Source organism: Thermostichus sp. OS-CIW-20, from assembly GCF_054061455.1.
The window spans coordinates 1-16,392 of the sequence record NZ_JBSSEF010000018.1 but is presented as its reverse complement, the minus strand read 5'-3'; the positions used below and the strand labels follow the sequence as shown (position 1 = coordinate 16,392).

Sequence of the window (16,392 nt, the reverse complement as noted above, 5' to 3'; positions counted from 1 at the left end):
CGCTCAAGTCCGCTTTTCTATCTGCCTCAGCCATGTCCACCCTTCTCCATTGCTCTCCCTCAACTCTGGCCGATGAGGATCCTTTGGTTCTCTACGGCCAACCATTGCCCAGCCGTCTGATGTTGGGTACGGCTCGCTACCCTTCGCCAGCCATTTTGGAGCAGGCGGTGGCGCGCGCGCAGCCCTGTTTGTTGACGGTTTCTCTGCGGCGGCAAGGGGCACTGGGGCCAGAAACTTCCCAGAGGTTCTGGGCTCTGTTGCAGAAGATGGGGATCCCGGTTCTGCCCAACACCGCCGGCTGCCACAGCGTGCAGGAGGTGATCACAACGGCGGAGATGGCGCGGGAGGTGTTCGGCACCGACTGGATCAAGCTAGAGCTGATTGGCGATGACTACACCTTGCAACCGGATCCGGTGCAACTGCCCGCTGCCGCCGCCGAGCTGGTTCGGCGGGGGTTTAAGGTCTTGCCCTACAGCACCGACGACCTGGTGCTGTGCCAGCGGCTCTTGGATGCCGGCTGTGAGGTGGTCATGCCCTGGGCCGCCCCCATCGGCACTGGCAAAGGCCCCCTCAACCCCTACAACTTGCGCCTGCTGCGGGAGCGGATCGAGGCGCCGCTAATTGTGGATGCTGGACTGGGCCTGCCCTCCCACGCCTGCCAGGTGATGGAGTGGGGCTTCGATGGGGTGCTGTTGAATACAGCGGTGGCCCTGGCCCGGGATCCGGTGGCGATGGCCGAGGCCTTTGCGGAAGCGGTGCGCTCAGGCCGCCGGGCCTACTTGGCCGGCGCGATGACGCCTCAAGAAGCAGCTCAGCCCAGCACGCCAGTTCTCGGCACCCCCTTCTGGCACCAGGGTTAACTGCCCTATAACTCAAGCAACAGGCTTTTGCGCCTGGACGACCTGCAGGGCTCCTCCAGCGTGCAGGGTCTGCCGGACGGCTTGCCAGCCCTGCTGCTGCAGGTACTGGGGCAAGTCCAGCTTGAGGAAGTGCCAAGCAGTCTCGGTCTCAAACAGGGCTAGAAACAAAACCAGTCCAGGCCAAAGTAGGGGCTGCCGGGGCGCGTGCAAATCGAGAATTAAAAGCCCTCCCCCCGGTTTGAGCACCCGCCACCCTTCGCGCAGCACCTGTTCCAGATCGGGGAGGGGCAGCTCGTGCAGGGCCAGGCTGGTGTGTACCCAATCAAAGCTGTCGGTGGGGAAGGGCAGATCCTGGGCAAAGGCTTCCACAAATTCGACGTGGGGGAGGCGCTGGCGGGCTGCCGCCAGGGCCTTGGGGGAAGCATCCAGCCCAACGACGTTTTGGCTCAGCTCGGCCAAGATCGGGGTTACCTCAGCGGGGCCACAGCAGAGATCCAACACCCGCTCCTGGGGATGAATCTGGATCCCTTGTAGGGGCAATCGCCGCAATCGCTCGCGGCCCCCCACCGCCAGGGCCGCCGCGCGGCTGATGCTGCGGTAAAGCCAGGGAAAGCGGTAGCTCCAGTCGCGCAGGAAGGTGGCCATAAGCAGGGATCCCTGGGGGGCTTCTTCAACCTACCTGTGAGACGGCTCCCCTGTCTCCTTGCTGCCCCTCACCCCAACCTCTCTCTCGGAGGGAGAGGGGAGTTGGCCTGGCTATTTTTGCCTGAGGTGGAACTTTCTTCTGCTGGCAATCGTCTAGACCAGCAGGTCATCTTGGGCCTTTTCCCCACCCACCTGCTGGTATGACTCAGTTTGAGCTGCCTCCTTCCCCTTCCGCAAGGCCTGGCCGGCACAGCGTGGTTTGGCTGGTGGCTGCTGCCGGGCTGACGGTCTTGCTCTGGCAGTTTCCCTGGGGCAATTACCTCCTCTACCCCTTTACCCTGTTAGCCACCTGGTTTCACGAGATGGGCCATGGCCTGATGGCGCTGCTGTTGGGGGGAGAGTTTCATCGTCTCGAGATCTATCCCGACGGCTCGGGGCTGGCCATCCACAGTGGCCAGCTATTTTTGGGGCGGGTGGGGCGGGCCTTGGTAGCCGCTGCCGGGCCGATGGGGCCGCCGCTAGCCGGGGCCCTGTTCATCCTCACCTCCCGCCGCCGCGGCACAGCTCGGCTGGGGCTGGTGTTTTTGGGATCCCTGTTGTTGCTCTCGACGCTGCTCTGGGTGCGCTCTCCCTTTGGCCTGTTGTTCCTCCCGGCCATGGGTTTGGGCATCCTGGCAGTAGCTCGCTGGGCTTCTCCTTGGCTGCGGGGCTTTGCCTTGCAGTTTTTGGGGGTGCAAGCCTGTGTGAGCACCTACCACCAACTCGACTACCTGTTTGTGGAGTCTGCGGTGATTAACGGGCGGCTGGTCCTCTCGGATTCCAGCCAGATTGCCCAAAACCTGTTTTTGCCCTACTGGTTTTGGGGAGGGGTGATGGCGGTGTTCTCTTTGGTCTTGCTGATCACCAGCTTGCAACTGGCCTTTCGCGACTAGGGGGCAAAACCGCAATTTTGGAAGTGATTCCTGTCACCTAAAAATCCGTCGCCCATCACTGCCCAGCCGCAAAAACCGCCGCTACAGTAGGGGGCATGAGGAGTGAGGAGTGTGGGAGCGGATTATGTGGCGAGATGTTATCGGACTGGCCCTGGCGGCCACGCTGTTGTTGATTAGCAAAACGGCGGCTGATACCCTCGGCCAGAACCAAGAGCCAACTCATTCTGTTCCGCTGCAAGACAAGCTGCTGGAATAAAGTTGTGCCGCTGCTGTCCCAAGCCGTTATCTCGTTGCCGTTTTGTGCAACACTCATCCTCAAAGAATCTTTAGAGTCTTTTCATTAGGCTTGGGATCCCAATGCGCATAGCCCTGTTTACGGAGACGTTTCTGCCCAAGGTGGATGGCATCGTCACGCGGCTTTGCCACACAGTGCGCCATCTAACGGCTCGCGGCAACTCGGTGCTTATCGTCGCGCCTCAGGGAGCTCCCAGGCGGTTTGCGCGGGCACGGGTCTACGGGATCCCGGGCTTCCCCTTGCCTTTGTACCCGGAGTTGAAGCTGGCTGCCCCTGGCCCGGCCATCGGCAAGCTGCTCAACCGTTTTCGACCGGATGTGATCCACGTGGTCAACCCGGCAGTTTTGGGGTTGGGGGGCCTCTACTACAGCCAGACGATGGGGATCCCGCTGGTGGCCTCCTACCACACCCATTTGCCAAAGTACCTCAAGCACTACGGGCTGGGTTTCCTAGAGGGGGTGTTGTGGAGCCTCCTCAAGCTGGGACACAATTTGGCGCGGCTCAACCTCTGCACCTCGACGGCCATGATGCAGGAGTTGAGCGCCCACGGCATCGAGCGGGTACACCTGTGGCAGCGGGGGGTGGATACGGAGCTGTTTCACCCGCAGGCTGCTAGCCCAGAGATGCGGGCCCGCCTCACGGCAGGGCAGCCGGAGCGACCCCTGTTGCTCTACGTGGGGCGGCTCTCAGCAGAAAAAGAGGTGGGGCGGATCCGGGTGTTGCTGGAGCAGATCCCGCAAGCGCGGCTGGCCATTGTGGGCGACGGGCCGGAGCGGGGATCCCTGGAGCAACATTTTGCCGGCTACGATGTGGTGTTTACGGGCTACTTGCAGGGGCAAGACCTGGCAGCGGCCTTTGCTTCCGCGGATCTGTTCGTGTTCCCCTCCCGTACCGAGACGCTGGGGCTGGTCTTGTTGGAGGCCATGGCTGCCGGCTGTCCGGTGATCGCCCCCCGCTGCGGCGGCATTACCGATGTGGTGGACAGCGGCCGCAACGGCTTTCTCTTCGAGCCGGACTCCGACAGCGACTTTGTTCGGGCCACGCGGCAGCTGTTGGACAGCGCCGGGCAGCGGCAGCTCTTCCGGCAGCAGGCCCGCCAAGAGGCTGAGCGCTGGAGTTGGTCGGCAGCCACGCAGCAGTTGGAGGAGTACTACCGCGCCGTCATCGCCGAGTCGGGATCCAGGCTGCGGAAATGACGTTCCAGGACACCTAGGGTGGAGTCCACTTAGGCAGAGACGGGCCGATCCCCTTCAATAGCCCGCACCTGGTCGACGAAGAATTCTTCCAAAGATTGCCGCTGCAGATGCAAATCGGTCACCACCGCCCCCGCCTGGCTTAGAAGCGTTAGCAGCTCCGGCAGGGATCCGCCCCATTCCCCCGACCAGTGGGATCCCTGGATGGAGAAGTGCTCGAGGCGGTCGCGGAACTGGTCGATGGCGCCGCCGTGCCCTTGCACGTGGTAGCTTTTGCTTTGGCCCAGCAGCTCGTCCAACGTCCCCTGCTGCACCAATTTGCCGCCGACCATGAGGCCGACGCGGTTGCAGATCACCTCCACATCTCCCAAGATGTGGCTGTTGAAGAACACCGTTTTGCCCTGTTGCTTGAGGGACAAAATGATCTCGCGCATCTGGTAGCGGCCCATGGGATCCAGCCCCGACATCGGCTCGTCTAGGAACACCAGCTCCGGGTCGTTGATCAGGGCTTGGGCCATGCCGGTGCGCTGCAGCATGCCCTTGGAGTAGGTGCGCAGTTGCTTTTTGCGGGCCGTATCGATAGAAAGCCCCACCAGCTCCAGCAGTTGCGGGATCCGCTCCTTGAGGAGGCTATCGGACAGGCGAAAGACCTTGCCGGCAAAATAGAGAAACTCCCATGCCGTCAGGTAATCGTAAAAATAGGGGTTCTCCGGCAGATATCCCACCCGCTGCTTAATGGAGCGATCCCCCAGAGGCTTGCCCAGGAGCGTGCCCCTGCCGCTGGTGGGCTCCACAATCCCTAGCAGGCATTTGATCGTGGTGGTTTTGCCGGCCCCATTCGGCCCCAACAGCCCAAAAGTTTCGCCGCGGGCTACCGTTAGAGAAAAATCCTTCAGGGGGCTGACCACCTTGTTTAGCCAAAAGCCGGTGCGATAGGTTTTGGTCAGGCCGGAGATGGCAATGGCCGGTTCGGGATGGAGGTCAGTCGCTTCAGGGGAGGGGGCAACCGTCTCGCTCATAGAGAGAAAGCCGGGGCTGAGAAAAGAACCAGGGCGAACCTTGGGGGATGCTGGGCCGCTATCCAGTTTACCCTGTCCCAGCTACTGGTTTGGTTGCAGTTTCCTAGAAGGGCCTCTTGACCTTGGGTTGTTTAACCTTCAGCTCGCGAATCCGTTTCAACATCTTTTGGAAATACTCAGCCAGGTAGTCTTCAAGGGAGGTCAGGGAAGCCAGTTCAATGCCCAAGGCTTCGCACACAGGCGTCATGTCGGCATACATCGGCTCTTTGGCGGCAATTACCTCCACAAACGCCAGCCGGTCGGCAATGTTCCAGCTCCACTGAAAAAACTGGGCCACCCTGCGCGCTCCCCGCAAGACCCCCAGTGGTATGGTTCGAACCTTGGCCTTTTTGCCGGAAAGCTGCTCACAGAGAGCGATGACCTCTTGGGAAGTCCAGGCCTTGGGTCCCACCAAGGGAAAGACCTGCTGCTTGGCGGCTTCGACGCTGAGGGCTCGCACGGCAAATCGAGCTGCATCTAGGGTGTCGAGGTAGGCCGTGGGGATGCTCTCGCTGGCTACCCAAACAATTTGCTCTTCCAAAATCGGGATGGCGTACTGGCCGATCAATCCCTGCATAAAGCCCGCCGGACGAAAGATGGTGTAGGGCATCTGGGATCCGATCAAGTATTTCTCGATGTGGTGCTTGAAATTCATCAGGGGCACATTAGGGTACTCGTGCTGAGCACCCATGATGGAGAAAAAGATAAAATGCCCCACTTGGGCAGCCCGTGCCGCATTGATCAGAGCAACTTTGCCATCCCAATCCACCTGGCGGGCGCTGAGGGTGTCGGTTACTCGCACCGTGGCACAGTCGATCACCGCCTCGACGCCTTCCATCGCCGCTCGGAGCGTGCTGGGCTGCAGTAGGTTCCCCACCTTGAGGTGAGCCCCCCACTCGCTCAAGAAAGCAGCCTTGGCTGGGTTCCGCACCAGACAGGTAACCTGATGCCCCTCTTCGATGGCCCGCCGCACCACCTGACGGCCCAGCGTTCCCGTTGCCCCCACAACCAGCACGTTCATAAAATTATCATTTCTTAACCTTAGGCTTAGTCTATCAGACGGATGCAGCTCCTAACACAAGAGGATAGCTTGGTAGCCCCGTACTTTAGTGCGGAGCGGAAAAGCCCTTGAGCCACTTTAGTTGCTTCTTGACAGCGCCTTCGCGAGTCCATTTTGGGCTGCGTAAGAATCCCCTGGGTGGGAGTGTCAAAACTTGACCTGAGCAGTGGCAAACAAATAGGGATCCCCGCGGCGCCGCAGGGATCCCTGGTTATGGCTCAGTCTGCCGCCGAGAGAGTGTCTAGCCAGCCAGCTCGTTCATGCGTTGCGCCAAAGTGAAGTCCAGTTCCGTAATGCCCCCGGCATCGTGGGTGGTGAGATCCACCCGCACGCGGTTGTACACATTGGTCCACTCGGGGTGGTGCCCCATGCTCTCGGCTACCAAAGCCACACTGCTCATCCAGCCAAAAGCTTCCACAAAAGAGCGAAATTGAAATTGGCGATGCAGCTTCCCATCCTGCAAGGACCAACCCGGCAGGCTTTCCAGCTTGGTCTGGATCTCAGCCTCGCTGAGTTTGACAGGTCTGGACATGGGCGTTCCCTCCAGTCGTTGCCACCGCTTTCATCAAAAAATCACCTGAGGGCGGATCCCGGCTTCTTTACAAAACTTCGTAGTCTTCCGGTTCCTGCGAGGCAGCAGCAGGGCCAAGGGGTTTGTACAGCCAGTAGCCTTGCACGGAGAAATGGGCCCGCTTGTAGAAATTGAGGGCAGCCTGGTTATGGCGATAAACCTGCAGGGTGATGGCCGCCAGCTGCTGCTGGGATCCCCAGCGTTCCACCTGTTGCATCAAAGCTCTGCCCAGGCCCTGCCGACGATGGGCGGGATCCACCCAGAGCAAAAAGACGTAGGCCACCCGCCGATGGGTGGCTTGATCTGTGGAGATGCCGGCCCAAACACAGCCCACCGGCTCTGCAGTTTCTTCTTTCAAGATCCACCAGCAGGGGGTGCGGGGGGGGTCGAAGAGGCGATCCAGCGTCTCTTCTAGGTGATCCCAGTTGCTTTGTTCTGGAAAAGATTCCTGCAACGTGGCCTGCAATCCTCGTCGCACCCAGGGCCGATCCCAGGCTGAACCGATGCGCCAACGATAACCCACAGGCAGAGGGATCCCTTGTTCAGCCATCCTCAGGCATTTGCAGAAAGGGCCACAGGCGTCGCTTCTTCTAGAGGGGCAGGCTGGGCCATATCCTCCGGCAGAAACGAGCGAATGCTCACCACCACCAGGGTAAACAGAAACACCAGCAGGATGAGGGCAGGAAAGATATATTGCCGCAGGATGCTCATATTTCTACATAACCTTGGTCTCTACAGCATAGCGTGCAGAGGGGAATCCCTAGGCAGCTTTTCGGAAATCTCCTCGGTTTTTCTTCTCCTGGTCTCCATCTTAATCCCTATCAACTGACCCTGGGGGATCCCATGCGTCAATAAGGTGAGAAAGTGTAGCCTACGATTCCAAAGTGAGGTTGGCTGTGCATTAAGGTCGAGCGTAGTTGTGGGTCATCCGCCCCACCTGATCCCACTGCTGCGCGACGCGAGCGGAGAATCCATGAGCACTCCCAATCGCCCCTTGAAGACCCTTGGGATCCCTCCCAATGCCTGGGCCGTGAATGCCGAAATGGCCGACCTCACCCGTCCGCCCTTGGATCCCCGGCCCATCCTGCTACCCACCTCCAGCAAAACCCTGCGCTTGGATCTGGCCAAGGCGGCGTTGTTGGTGATCGACATGCAAAACGACTTTTGTCATCCCGACGGTTGGCTGGCCAGCATTGGCGTCGATGTTACACCTGCACGGGCTCCCATCGGCCCTCTAAAAGCCCTGCTGCCCCGCCTGCGACAAGCTCAAGTGCCGATTGTGTGGGTGAACTGGGGCAATCGCCCTGACTTGCTCAACATCAGCGCCGGCTTGCGACATGTGTACAACCCCACCGGAGAGGGAGTAGGGCTGGGGGATCCCTTGCCTAAGAACGGGTCTTTGGTCCTCACGCGGGGCAGTTGGGGCGCTGCTGTGGTGGAGGAACTGGAGGTCAAGCCCGAGGATATCTGGGTGGATAAGTTCCGCATGAGCGGCTTTTGGGATACCCCTCTCGATAGCATTCTCAGAAACCTGGGGCGCACCACCCTCTTTTTTGCCGGTGTGAACATCGACCAGTGCGTCATGACCACGCTGCAAGATGCCAATTTCCTCGGCTACGACTGCATTTTGCTGGAAGACTGCGCCGCCACCACCTCTCCTGAATACTGTTTGCTAGCTACCCTCTACAACGTCAAGCAGTGCTTTGGCTTTGTCGCCTCCTCCTCAGATTTGCTCGCGGCTCTCCCCTGTTAGCACTTGCCCACTATTCACCCCTCATCTCTTGAGCGGAGGATCCGGATGCAAACGCTTTCCCGCTGTGTGATCCCAATTGTTAAAACCCCTGCCGATTATCAGGCTTTTCGCATCAGCCCCCACGATACCAATCGCCTGGCCATCGTGTTCGATCCTTCTCATGCTCAGATTTCTCTAACCTTTTGTGTGGAGATCTTCGATGAGGGAGGCAAAACCCCTCCAAATCGCCATCAAATGGCTGTGGAAATGTTTTTTGTTCTCAAGGGGGAAGGCCTGGCCATTTGCGATGGAAAAGCGGCCCCCATCAAAACTGGAGATAGCATTCTGGTACCGCCGACCGGTGTACATGAAATCCACAATACCGGCCCAGGCCGCCTCTACGCCCTCTGCTTCATGGTGCCCAACGAAGATTTTGCCGAGCTCATCCGCTCCGGCACTCCTGCGGACTTGGATGAGGAGGATTTGCAGGTGCTGTCGGGGGGCTGGAGAAGGGCATTTGCTGAGGCTTAGGCCTCAATGGCTCTGGGAGCTGTAGAGGTTGGAAGTCAGGGGTACTCCGACAAATCTTTTCCCAGGGTCTCTGTTTCCATAAATCCATAAAAGCCATAAAAGAGGGGTCTGGAGGGGGCTGCGTTTGCGCCAGCAGGCCGGAGATCAAGGGCAATACCAGGGAAGGGGCTCAAACTCTGGTGGGAGTTTCTCCCTGATACATTTACGCTGAACACTGCTGAACATCACTGTTCAACTATGCAGCGATAGCATTCTGTTTGTTTCCAACCAGAATGGCGGTATCCCGCAAAGCTTTGAGTAGAATACCCAAAGCGCAGTTTCCGTGTCGTCTTACTACCAATTTTCTGCTTTGCTTTGGCTACCATGTTGGCAGACTCGAAAGTAAACAGAAAGATCAACTGGTAGTAATCCGTACTGAACATATTATACATTATTTTCAGCATAGTTGAGCTTATTATTGACTAGAGTCATGCTCTCATAAGGGCTTCTGTTTTATCTTAGGAAGAATCCACCCAGGGATCCCTTAGGTTGTCTTTGGTTGGTATCCCTTTGGCAAGATCCGCTAGCCCAACCCAGGCCATGTTGCCCGTTCGCCCCCGCGAAACTGTTTCCATGTTCACCCGCGACGGGATCCAACTGGACGCGGATGTCTATCGCCCCGAAGGGGAGGGGAGCTACCCGGTCTTGCTGATGCGGCAACCCTACGGGCGGGCCATTGCCTCGACGGTAGTATACGCCCATCCGCGCTGGTATGCGGCCCACGGGTACATCGTGGTCGTCCAGGATGTGCGGGGGCGGGGCACGTCCAAGGGATCCTTCTACCCTTTCCGCCATGAGGTGGAAGACGGGTTTGACGCCGTCAACTGGGCGGCCGCTTTGCCGGGGAGCAACGGTGTGGTGGGTATGTACGGCTTTTCTTACCAAGGCATGACCCAACTGTATGCCGCCTCCACCCGTCCCAGCGCCCTGAAGGCCATCTGCCCAGCCATGCTGCCCTACGATCTCTACGCCGATGCCGCCTATCCGGGGGGAGCCTTCGCTTTCTACAACAACCTCAGTTGGGCCCTGCAACTGGAAGCTGAGGGGGCGCGCCTGCGCGGCGATGCCAACGCTTACCAGGCCCTTTTCAAGGCCTCCCGCAACCTGCCCCTTTACGATCCCATCCCCCTCAAGCCAGGCGTGCTGCAGCAATATGCGCCCCAGTCCTATTACTTTGACTGGCTGGAGCACAGCGAGCCCGACGACTACTGGCGCCAGCTCTCCCCCCGTCTGGAAGCGGTGGATCTGCCGATGTTGCACATTGGCGGCTGGTTCGACAGCTACCTAACCGGCAGCCTGCGCCTTTACAAGGAAATAAGCGCCCGCAGCCAAAACCCTCAGTACCTGGTTGTCGGGCCCTGGGCCCACCTGCCTTGGGGGCGCAAAGTGGGGGCGCTGGACTTTGGCCCCGAGGCCGTCAGCCCCATCGATCGGCTGCAGGTGCGCTGGTTCGACCAGTTCCTCAAAGGCAAAGACACAGGGCTCCTCCAAGAGCCGCCGGTACGCCTGTTCGAGATGGGATCCAACCGCTGGCGCAGCTTTGAGGCCTGGCCCACGCCGGAGCCGAAGGTTTTCTACCTGCACAGCAGCGGCCTGGCCGCCCTTTCTGAAGCAGAGGGATCCCTTCGCCCAGAGCCCCCACCAAAGCAGCAGTCGGATACTTTTGTTCACGATCCCTGGCGACCCGTGCCGGCCCTAGGAGGCCACCTCATCCATCCCGCCGGGCCGCAGGAGCGCTCTGCCCTCGACTGCCGCGCCGATGTTCTCACCTACACCACCTCTCCCCTGGCAACCGACCTCGTCCTGGCAGGGGACATTCTCGTGGAAGTGTATGTGGAAGCCGACAGCCCCAGTTTCGATCTCTGCGCCGTGCTCTCGGTGGTGAGGCCGGAGGGCCAGGTGTATAACTTTTCCCAGGGCTACCGCCGGCTGCGGGATCCCCAGCCCAAGGCCCCCATTGGGATCCCTTGCCAGCCCACCTGCATCCGCATTCCCCGCGGCCACGCCCTGCGCCTCAGCCTTAGCGCGGCCTGTTTCCCGGCCTACCCCGTTAACACAGGCACGGGGATGCGAGAAGAGCGGCTCATCGAGGCCCGCATTCTCACCCTCGCTCTTCACAGCGGCAGCGACACCCCCTCGCGGCTGCATCTGCCCATTGTCGAGGGGAGTTAGGGGGAGTGACAGTTTAAGACAACACAGCTTCTCATCCCTTCGCAACTCCTCCTCACAAACAGACATCAAACGTTAGGATAGAAGCAAGCAGGGCAAGGGAACCCCATGTTGCAAGACCCGAAGTTGATCCGGCACTATCAGGCTTTGACCGACGCGCTGGTGGACAGTTGGCATCGCGGCTATCGGCGCACTGACGAGCTGCGCCTGCTGGTGGATGGCTACCTGCTGGCCCTGCGAACTGGCAAGCAATTGCAGCCTTTTGAGATCTACCGCCTTGAAGACGAGGTCAACCGCTTCCTCTACGACCCCTCCAACTTCGTGGAGCCGGAACTGGAGCGGGAGACCGAGGCGATGCGGGGCTATTGATATTGCTTATTGATATTGCATAGAGAGGGGCCGGGGGTGAGGGATCGAACACCGGCAGAGGCCTGGTAGGCTGGGGTCAGTGCTGTTCCTCACTCCAGTCCTATGGCGGTTTGGGATACGCTGGCAACTTCTCGGCGTCCGGCCCTGCTGGGATCCGGCTTGGGCTTGGGGATAGCCTTGACCCTTGGGTATGGGCTGTTCGGCTACCACGTCTTGCAGGTTGGCATCTGGTTGTTGAGCATCCTGTTGGTGGGGTTGTACGTGGCCCAGTTTCCCCCAGCTCAGCCCCCTTGGGATCCGACGCGGCTGCGCTGGCGCCAGGAGTTGCTGCACCTGGGGCTATTGGCGTTGGTTTTTGCTCCCATCTACCTCTACGACCTGGCCAACATCCCCTTTCAGATCAACACCGACGAGATTGTCATCACCTCCATGGCCCGGCGGGCTTCAGCGGTACGCTACCCCGATATCTTTGGGCTGATGCCAGAGTACTTCTATTTTCCCCGCTTTATGTTCAGCCTCTTTGGCGGCCTGACGCGGCTGATGGGGGGAGTCACGCTGGTGAATGTGCGCACGGTGCATGCCACCTTCGGGGTTGTCACCATTCTGGTGGCCTACGGGTTTTTTCGGTCGTTCTGGAACCCCCGGCTGGCCTTGGCGGCGGCGGCCCTCCTGGGATCCAACCACGCTCTGCTGGGCATCAGCCACATGGCGATGCGGGAGAACCTGATTGTGCTGGTGGAGTGTGCGGCCCTGGCCTTGATCTTAAAGGGCGTGCGGGAAAAGAATCCCCTGCTTTTGTATTTGGGGGGAGGGGCAGCGGGTTTCTCCCTCTACGGCTATCTGCCGGGGCGGGTGGTGATCTTGCTGGGGTTGCTGTTTGGCGGCCTCTACCTGCTCCTGGGCCGGGAGGATCTGCAAGGAGAAAACAAGCAGGCCAACCCCTTCTGGACTTTGGCCAAGCTGACGGTGCCGGCGGCGCTGGGGTTTTTCCTGGTGGCTGCGCCCATTCTGGTGGCCACTGCCACTGCTCCGCCAGTGAGCGCCGAGTATGCCCGCCAGCAATTTCTCTTTTTCCCAGAAGGGCGGGCGCTGCAGCAGATGTGGGTGAATGCCGCTACGCCAGCCGAGGCGGTGTGGCGCAACATCCGCAACGGCCTAAGTATGTTCAACGACCCCAGCCAGCACGACCGGGGCTATATCTATCCCAACTACGGCCATGCCTTTGTAGATCCCCTGACAGGGGTCTTGATCTGGCTGGGGCTGGGATCCGGGCTCTACCGCCTTCTCAAAGGGCGCAGCCAACCCCACGACTGGCTCTGCCTGGGCAGCTTCCTGTTTCTCTACCTGCTCTTTAGCTTGGCCATCACCAAAGCCCCCAACTACACTCGCCTGCTGGTGATCCTGCCCTTTGTAGCCTACCTAACCCTGGAAGGGATCCAGGCGCTGGCTGCTCTCCTGGGACGTTGGGGATCCCGGGCAAGAGGTTGGCTGCCGGCAGCGGCGATGGCGGGGGCGGTCCTGTTGATCGGGGGATGGAACTTGGCCATTTTTGGGGATTTTGTCCACAAGGGCTGGACCCAGGGCAACGATGTGGGAGCCACCGGGCGCTACGTGGCGGCTCGACAAGGGGATCCCGACCACCGCTTCTATTTGGCTGCTAGCGCCGCCTACCCCTATTTCAGTTGGGGAGAGCCTGCCTACTGGCAAAGTTGGATTCAATTTTTTGCCAGGCAAGAACAAGAGGTGAAGGTTTTTCCCCCCGAGACGTTGCTTAGCCAAGACCTACAGCCGCCGTTTACCCTGTTCCTGAACGAGGGGGTATGGGATCAACAGGGGGCGGCGCTGCAGCGGCGCTTTCCCCAGGGGCAGTTGCACCGCATCCCGGCTGAGCGGGGGCTGTGGGCTTTTGAGGTGGGGGATCCCTAAAACGGCATCGCCAGCAACCAGCCATCGCTGGGAAAGCCACGGGTTTGGGTCAAGTACCCCCAGCTTTAGCTGGAAAAGGGCAAGGAAAGACTAGCCTGCCCAGGCAACCTACTCCGGTAGGTTCAACTGGAGCTAGCCGTCCAAAGGCCACCTATGTTGTTGTACCTGGAGTGGGTCTATGCCAAGCCTGCTCGACCCCAATCGCTGGATCCGAGAAAAGCTCTAGCAATTGACCACGGAGTCAACAACTGGCTTACGTGCGTTAGTAACTTAGGACATAGCTTCATCATTGGTGGCCGCAAAGTCAAGTCCTTCAACCAGTGGCACAACAAGGAGCTGGCTAGGCTCAAGACTCACAAGCCGCAGAGGTTTTGGTTGCAAAAGCTTGACCGAATTACGGAAAAAAGAAACCGGCGGATGCGGTCCACAAAGCTGCGCGCAAGGTCATTGACTTCTGTTTGCACCACTCAATTGGGAGAATCCTCTTCGGTTGGAACAAAGAACAAAAACAAGAATGCGGTTTTAACCAAAACTTTGTTTTCATTCCAACAGGTCGGTTCAAGGAGCGTATTGCGCAATTATGTCGGCATTATGGCATGGAGTTTATTGAGGTAGAGGAAGCGTACAGCTCTCAGGCAAGCTTCCTAGATGGAGATGAGCTACCTAATTATGGTGAAAAACCCGACGGGTGGAGACCCTCTGGAAAGCGTATCAAGCGGGGCCTGTACCAAACGGCAAAGGGGTGGTTGGTCAAGGCTGAGGCAAATGCTGCCGCCAATCTGCTTAAGAAAGTCAGCAGAACCTTGGGGCTTTGCCTTCAGGAACTGTCTAGAGGCGCTTTGACAACGCCGTTACGGGTTCTTTTGTGGACTGCGTAAGAATCCCCTGGGTGGGAGTGTCAACTCCCTCACCATCCAAGCTGATGCCCTCGACCAACACCGGCCAAGGCGCCGTGCTAGGCGATATCGCAAAACGCCCTGTCCTCAACCGGAGCCAGCCGCACGAGGGGGAGTATTAAGCGCAGGCAGCCCTGTTTAGGTGGAAGTGCTCCCTTCTGCCATCTCTTGTTCAGGTGTCCTAAGCCAGGGCCTCCAACGCAGCAGCCGCCGCAGCTCCACCAGCAGCACTCCGGCCACACCCGTCAGGATCCAGCCCAGCCAGTCCGCCGCCGTGCCCAGGTAGCGCACCTCCACCCGATGCTCCCCCGGCGGGATCCGCACTTGCAACAGCCCCACCCCGTTGGGTTCGGCAGCTCTGAACCGTCCATCGATTTGTAAGCGCCAGGCGGGGTAGTAAAACGTGCGTAAGGCTACCGATTGTTCTTGGGAGGTAGGGTTAACCGCGCGAAAGCGACGGTAGCCATAGCGCCACTCTTCCACCTGGAGCAGTGCGGCTGGATCCTCTACCTCGCCTTGCCACTGCAAGAGCGGATCCACCTGTGGGGGCGGCATGGGCAGCGTCGCCTGGCGGGGCCGGTATTCCAGCGCATCCACCAGCGCCAACCCATCGGGAAAGCGCCAGTGCAGGTGCAAAAAAGCAATGCCCGGCCGCTCTTGCGGCTCGTGGGGGAACTGCTTGGCCGCAGCTAGCTCTTGAAAGGTTTGGACAAGCTGCAGATCGAAGCCGGCTTTGGACATCAGTTGCAAGCCCTGCCAGGTTTGTACTCCCATGGCCAGGCCGATCCCCACCAGCAAAAGGAGCTGCAGGCGCTTGTGCCCCCATCCCCACCCAGCTAAGGATCCCAATAGCCAAGGCACGGTTACTGCCGTCACCGCCATCCAGCGCCAGGAAAACTGGATGCGCCGCAGCGGCAAAACCCACTCGTAGAGCCCAGCCAGCAGATCCGTCATCATCAGCAACGCCACCAGGCTGGCTCCCAGGCTGTAGAGCAGGGTGGCTTTGGCAAGAGGGAATTCGTCAGCTCCGCTTCCCTGCAAGAGCAACGTCCCCTCTGTTCGGCGGGCCAGCCACTCCAGAAAAACCAGGAGCCCCGCCCCCACCAGAACCGCTGCCATCCAGACCCAGTACCCCACCAGGTTGCTCTCAAACCAGTGCTCTGTCCAGCGCGGCTGAAGCTGCATGAGCCCGCTCAGCATCAGGCGATGGTGGGGCGTGTACTCTTCGGCAAAGTTGACAAAGTCCACCTGGACATGGCGCTGATCCCAAAAGGCCGGCAACAGATAAAAAGCAGCCCACCCCAGCCCCAGCCCAAATCCTAGGTAGCAGCGTCCCACCTTGGGCCAGAAGGGATCCCTTCCCCCCAACACCCAAGGCAGGGGCAGCCAAATCAAGGTAAACACCAGCAACGTGGGCAGATGAGAGAGCGTCAGCAACCCATAGCTCAGCGCCAAAACCGCAACCGGCCCAATGGACTGGGGCCGGCAGATCGTCTGCAGCGAGGCCCAGAAAATCCAGGGCAGGATTGCAATGGCCCACACTTCTCCAATTGCCCCCCGTTGGTAGATGTCTACCAACCAATAGGGGCCGGCCATGCTCAGCAGGGCCAAGCCCAGCGCCAAAGCCCAAGGAAGCACTTGCCGCAGCAGGACGTACAGCCCCAGCCCGAAGACTGCCATCGCCAGGCCCATGCTGGCCACCAAGGATCCAGGCATATCCAGCCCCAGCAGGCGAAACGGCAAAGGGGCCACCATGCATAGAGGTGGATAGAAGGCAAAGGTGGGGTTGCCGTAGCCGAAGTTGGAATACTCCAGCCAGCGGGGGTAAAACTGCCCGCCGAAAAACTGCCGCTGATACTGAAAGGCCCAACTGAGGTTGAAGTGGGTGGAATGAGTGATGGGGTAGCCCCGCTGCAGCATTGGCCAGAGCAGGGCCAGCACTCCAGTTAGCAGCGCAAGCCCGACCAGCAGCTTCGGTTGGCGTAACGCTTTCATCCTCACTTCTGGACTAGGCGTTGCCTACCTGATACATTTACGCTGAACACTGCTGAGCATTACTGCTCAGCGGTGAAGCGATAGCATTCTGTCCGTTTCCGTTGTCACTACGCGATGCTGA

17 protein-coding genes and 1 pseudogene are annotated in these 16,392 nt (G+C 59.6%); 10 read left to right on the top strand and 8 right to left on the bottom strand.

Translation table 11 applies throughout. The annotated features are described in order from the left end of the window. The first annotated feature begins 32 nt into the window (after positions 1–32). The gene (locus ACVWXC_RS07935; protein WP_457391963.1) at positions 33–860 is read left to right on the top strand and encodes a thiazole synthase; all 828 of its coding nucleotides are present in this window, start codon (positions 33–35) and stop codon (positions 858–860) included. A gap of 12 nt (positions 861–872) precedes the next feature. Here ACVWXC_RS07935 and ACVWXC_RS07930 read toward each other — a convergent pair whose 3' ends face one another. Then, the gene (locus ACVWXC_RS07930) at positions 873–1,505 is read right to left on the bottom strand and encodes a class I SAM-dependent methyltransferase (protein WP_011429933.1); all 633 of its coding nucleotides are present in this window, start codon (positions 1,503–1,505) and stop codon (positions 873–875) included. A gap of 200 nt (positions 1,506–1,705) precedes the next feature. Between ACVWXC_RS07930 and ACVWXC_RS07925 the strand changes: the two genes are divergently transcribed. The 3 genes from ACVWXC_RS07925 (at position 1,706) to ACVWXC_RS07915 (ending at position 3,928) form a co-directional block, all read left to right on the top strand. Next, positions 1,706–2,437, top strand: coding sequence for a M50 family metallopeptidase (locus tag ACVWXC_RS07925; protein ID WP_011429931.1), 732 nt, complete (start codon positions 1,706–1,708; stop codon positions 2,435–2,437). Positions 2,438–2,561: 124 nt separating this feature from the next. Then, complete coding sequence (locus ACVWXC_RS07920; RefSeq protein WP_011429930.1) at positions 2,562–2,693, top strand: hypothetical protein; 132 nt, start codon at positions 2,562–2,564, stop codon at positions 2,691–2,693. Positions 2,694–2,794: 101 nt separating this feature from the next. Beyond that, a complete protein-coding gene (locus ACVWXC_RS07915; RefSeq protein WP_011429929.1) occupies positions 2,795–3,928 on the top strand; it encodes a glycosyltransferase family 4 protein in 1,134 nt (377 codons plus the stop codon). Positions 3,929–3,957: 29 nt separating this feature from the next. Here the strand turns inward: ACVWXC_RS07915 and ACVWXC_RS07910 are convergent, their stop codons facing one another. The 5 genes from ACVWXC_RS07910 to ACVWXC_RS07890 form a co-directional block, all read right to left on the bottom strand. After that, the gene (locus tag ACVWXC_RS07910; RefSeq protein ID WP_011429928.1) at positions 3,958–4,944 is read right to left on the bottom strand and encodes an ABC transporter ATP-binding protein; all 987 of its coding nucleotides are present in this window, start codon (positions 4,942–4,944) and stop codon (positions 3,958–3,960) included. Positions 4,945–5,047: 103 nt separating this feature from the next. Further along, positions 5,048–6,004 carry an NmrA family NAD(P)-binding protein gene (locus ACVWXC_RS07905; protein ID WP_011429927.1) on the bottom strand — a complete coding sequence of 319 codons (957 nt, stop codon included), beginning with the start codon at positions 6,002–6,004 and terminating at the stop codon, positions 5,048–5,050. A 280-nt stretch (positions 6,005–6,284) separates the two neighbouring features. After that, a complete protein-coding gene (locus ACVWXC_RS07900; protein ID WP_011429926.1) occupies positions 6,285–6,575 on the bottom strand; it encodes a 4a-hydroxytetrahydrobiopterin dehydratase in 291 nt (96 codons plus the stop codon). A gap of 67 nt (positions 6,576–6,642) precedes the next feature. Further along, on the bottom strand, positions 6,643–7,164 hold the full coding sequence (locus ACVWXC_RS07895) for a GNAT family N-acetyltransferase (protein ID WP_457391957.1): 522 nt from the start codon (positions 7,162–7,164) through the stop codon (positions 6,643–6,645). Positions 7,165–7,166: 2 nt separating this feature from the next. Continuing rightward, complete coding sequence (locus tag ACVWXC_RS07890) at positions 7,167–7,325, bottom strand: hypothetical protein (RefSeq protein ID WP_011434410.1); 159 nt, start codon at positions 7,323–7,325, stop codon at positions 7,167–7,169. A gap of 262 nt (positions 7,326–7,587) precedes the next feature. On the opposite strand from ACVWXC_RS07890, the gene ACVWXC_RS07885 reads away from it, so the two are divergent. Then, positions 7,588–8,367 (top strand): cysteine hydrolase family protein, encoded by a 780-nt coding sequence (locus tag ACVWXC_RS07885; RefSeq protein WP_041437718.1) that lies wholly within the window; start codon positions 7,588–7,590, stop codon positions 8,365–8,367. Between the two features lie 45 nt (positions 8,368–8,412). Further along, positions 8,413–8,877, top strand: a complete 465-nt coding sequence (locus ACVWXC_RS07880) for a cupin domain-containing protein (protein ID WP_011434408.1) — start codon at positions 8,413–8,415, stop codon at positions 8,875–8,877. Between the two features lie 235 nt (positions 8,878–9,112). Here ACVWXC_RS07880 and ACVWXC_RS07875 read toward each other — a convergent pair. Beyond that, positions 9,113–9,296, bottom strand: a pseudogene (locus tag ACVWXC_RS07875) (hypothetical protein); the annotation flags it as partial. Positions 9,297–9,456: 160 nt separating this feature from the next. Between ACVWXC_RS07875 and ACVWXC_RS07870 the strand changes: the two are divergent. From ACVWXC_RS07870 to ACVWXC_RS07855, 4 genes are all read left to right on the top strand, one after another. Continuing rightward, positions 9,457–11,088 carry a CocE/NonD family hydrolase gene (locus ACVWXC_RS07870; protein WP_457392020.1) on the top strand — a complete coding sequence of 544 codons (1,632 nt, stop codon included), beginning with the start codon at positions 9,457–9,459 and terminating at the stop codon, positions 11,086–11,088. A gap of 105 nt (positions 11,089–11,193) precedes the next feature. Then, positions 11,194–11,454, top strand: a complete 261-nt coding sequence (locus ACVWXC_RS07865; RefSeq protein WP_011429921.1) for a DUF6761 family protein — start codon at positions 11,194–11,196, stop codon at positions 11,452–11,454. Between the two features lie 102 nt (positions 11,455–11,556). Continuing rightward, entirely contained in the window at positions 11,557–13,380 is a 1,824-nt protein-coding gene (locus ACVWXC_RS07860; RefSeq protein WP_457391952.1) for a glycosyltransferase family 39 protein, read from the top strand. A 153-nt stretch (positions 13,381–13,533) separates the two neighbouring features. After that, the gene (locus ACVWXC_RS07855) at positions 13,534–13,995 is read left to right on the top strand and encodes a transposase (RefSeq protein WP_457391949.1); all 462 of its coding nucleotides are present in this window, start codon (positions 13,534–13,536) and stop codon (positions 13,993–13,995) included. A gap of 419 nt (positions 13,996–14,414) precedes the next feature. On the opposite strand, the gene ACVWXC_RS07850 is transcribed toward ACVWXC_RS07855, so the two are convergent. Next, positions 14,415–16,271, bottom strand: coding sequence for a hypothetical protein (locus ACVWXC_RS07850; protein WP_457391946.1), 1,857 nt, complete (start codon positions 16,269–16,271; stop codon positions 14,415–14,417). Between the last annotated feature and the right edge of the window lie 121 nt (positions 16,272–16,392).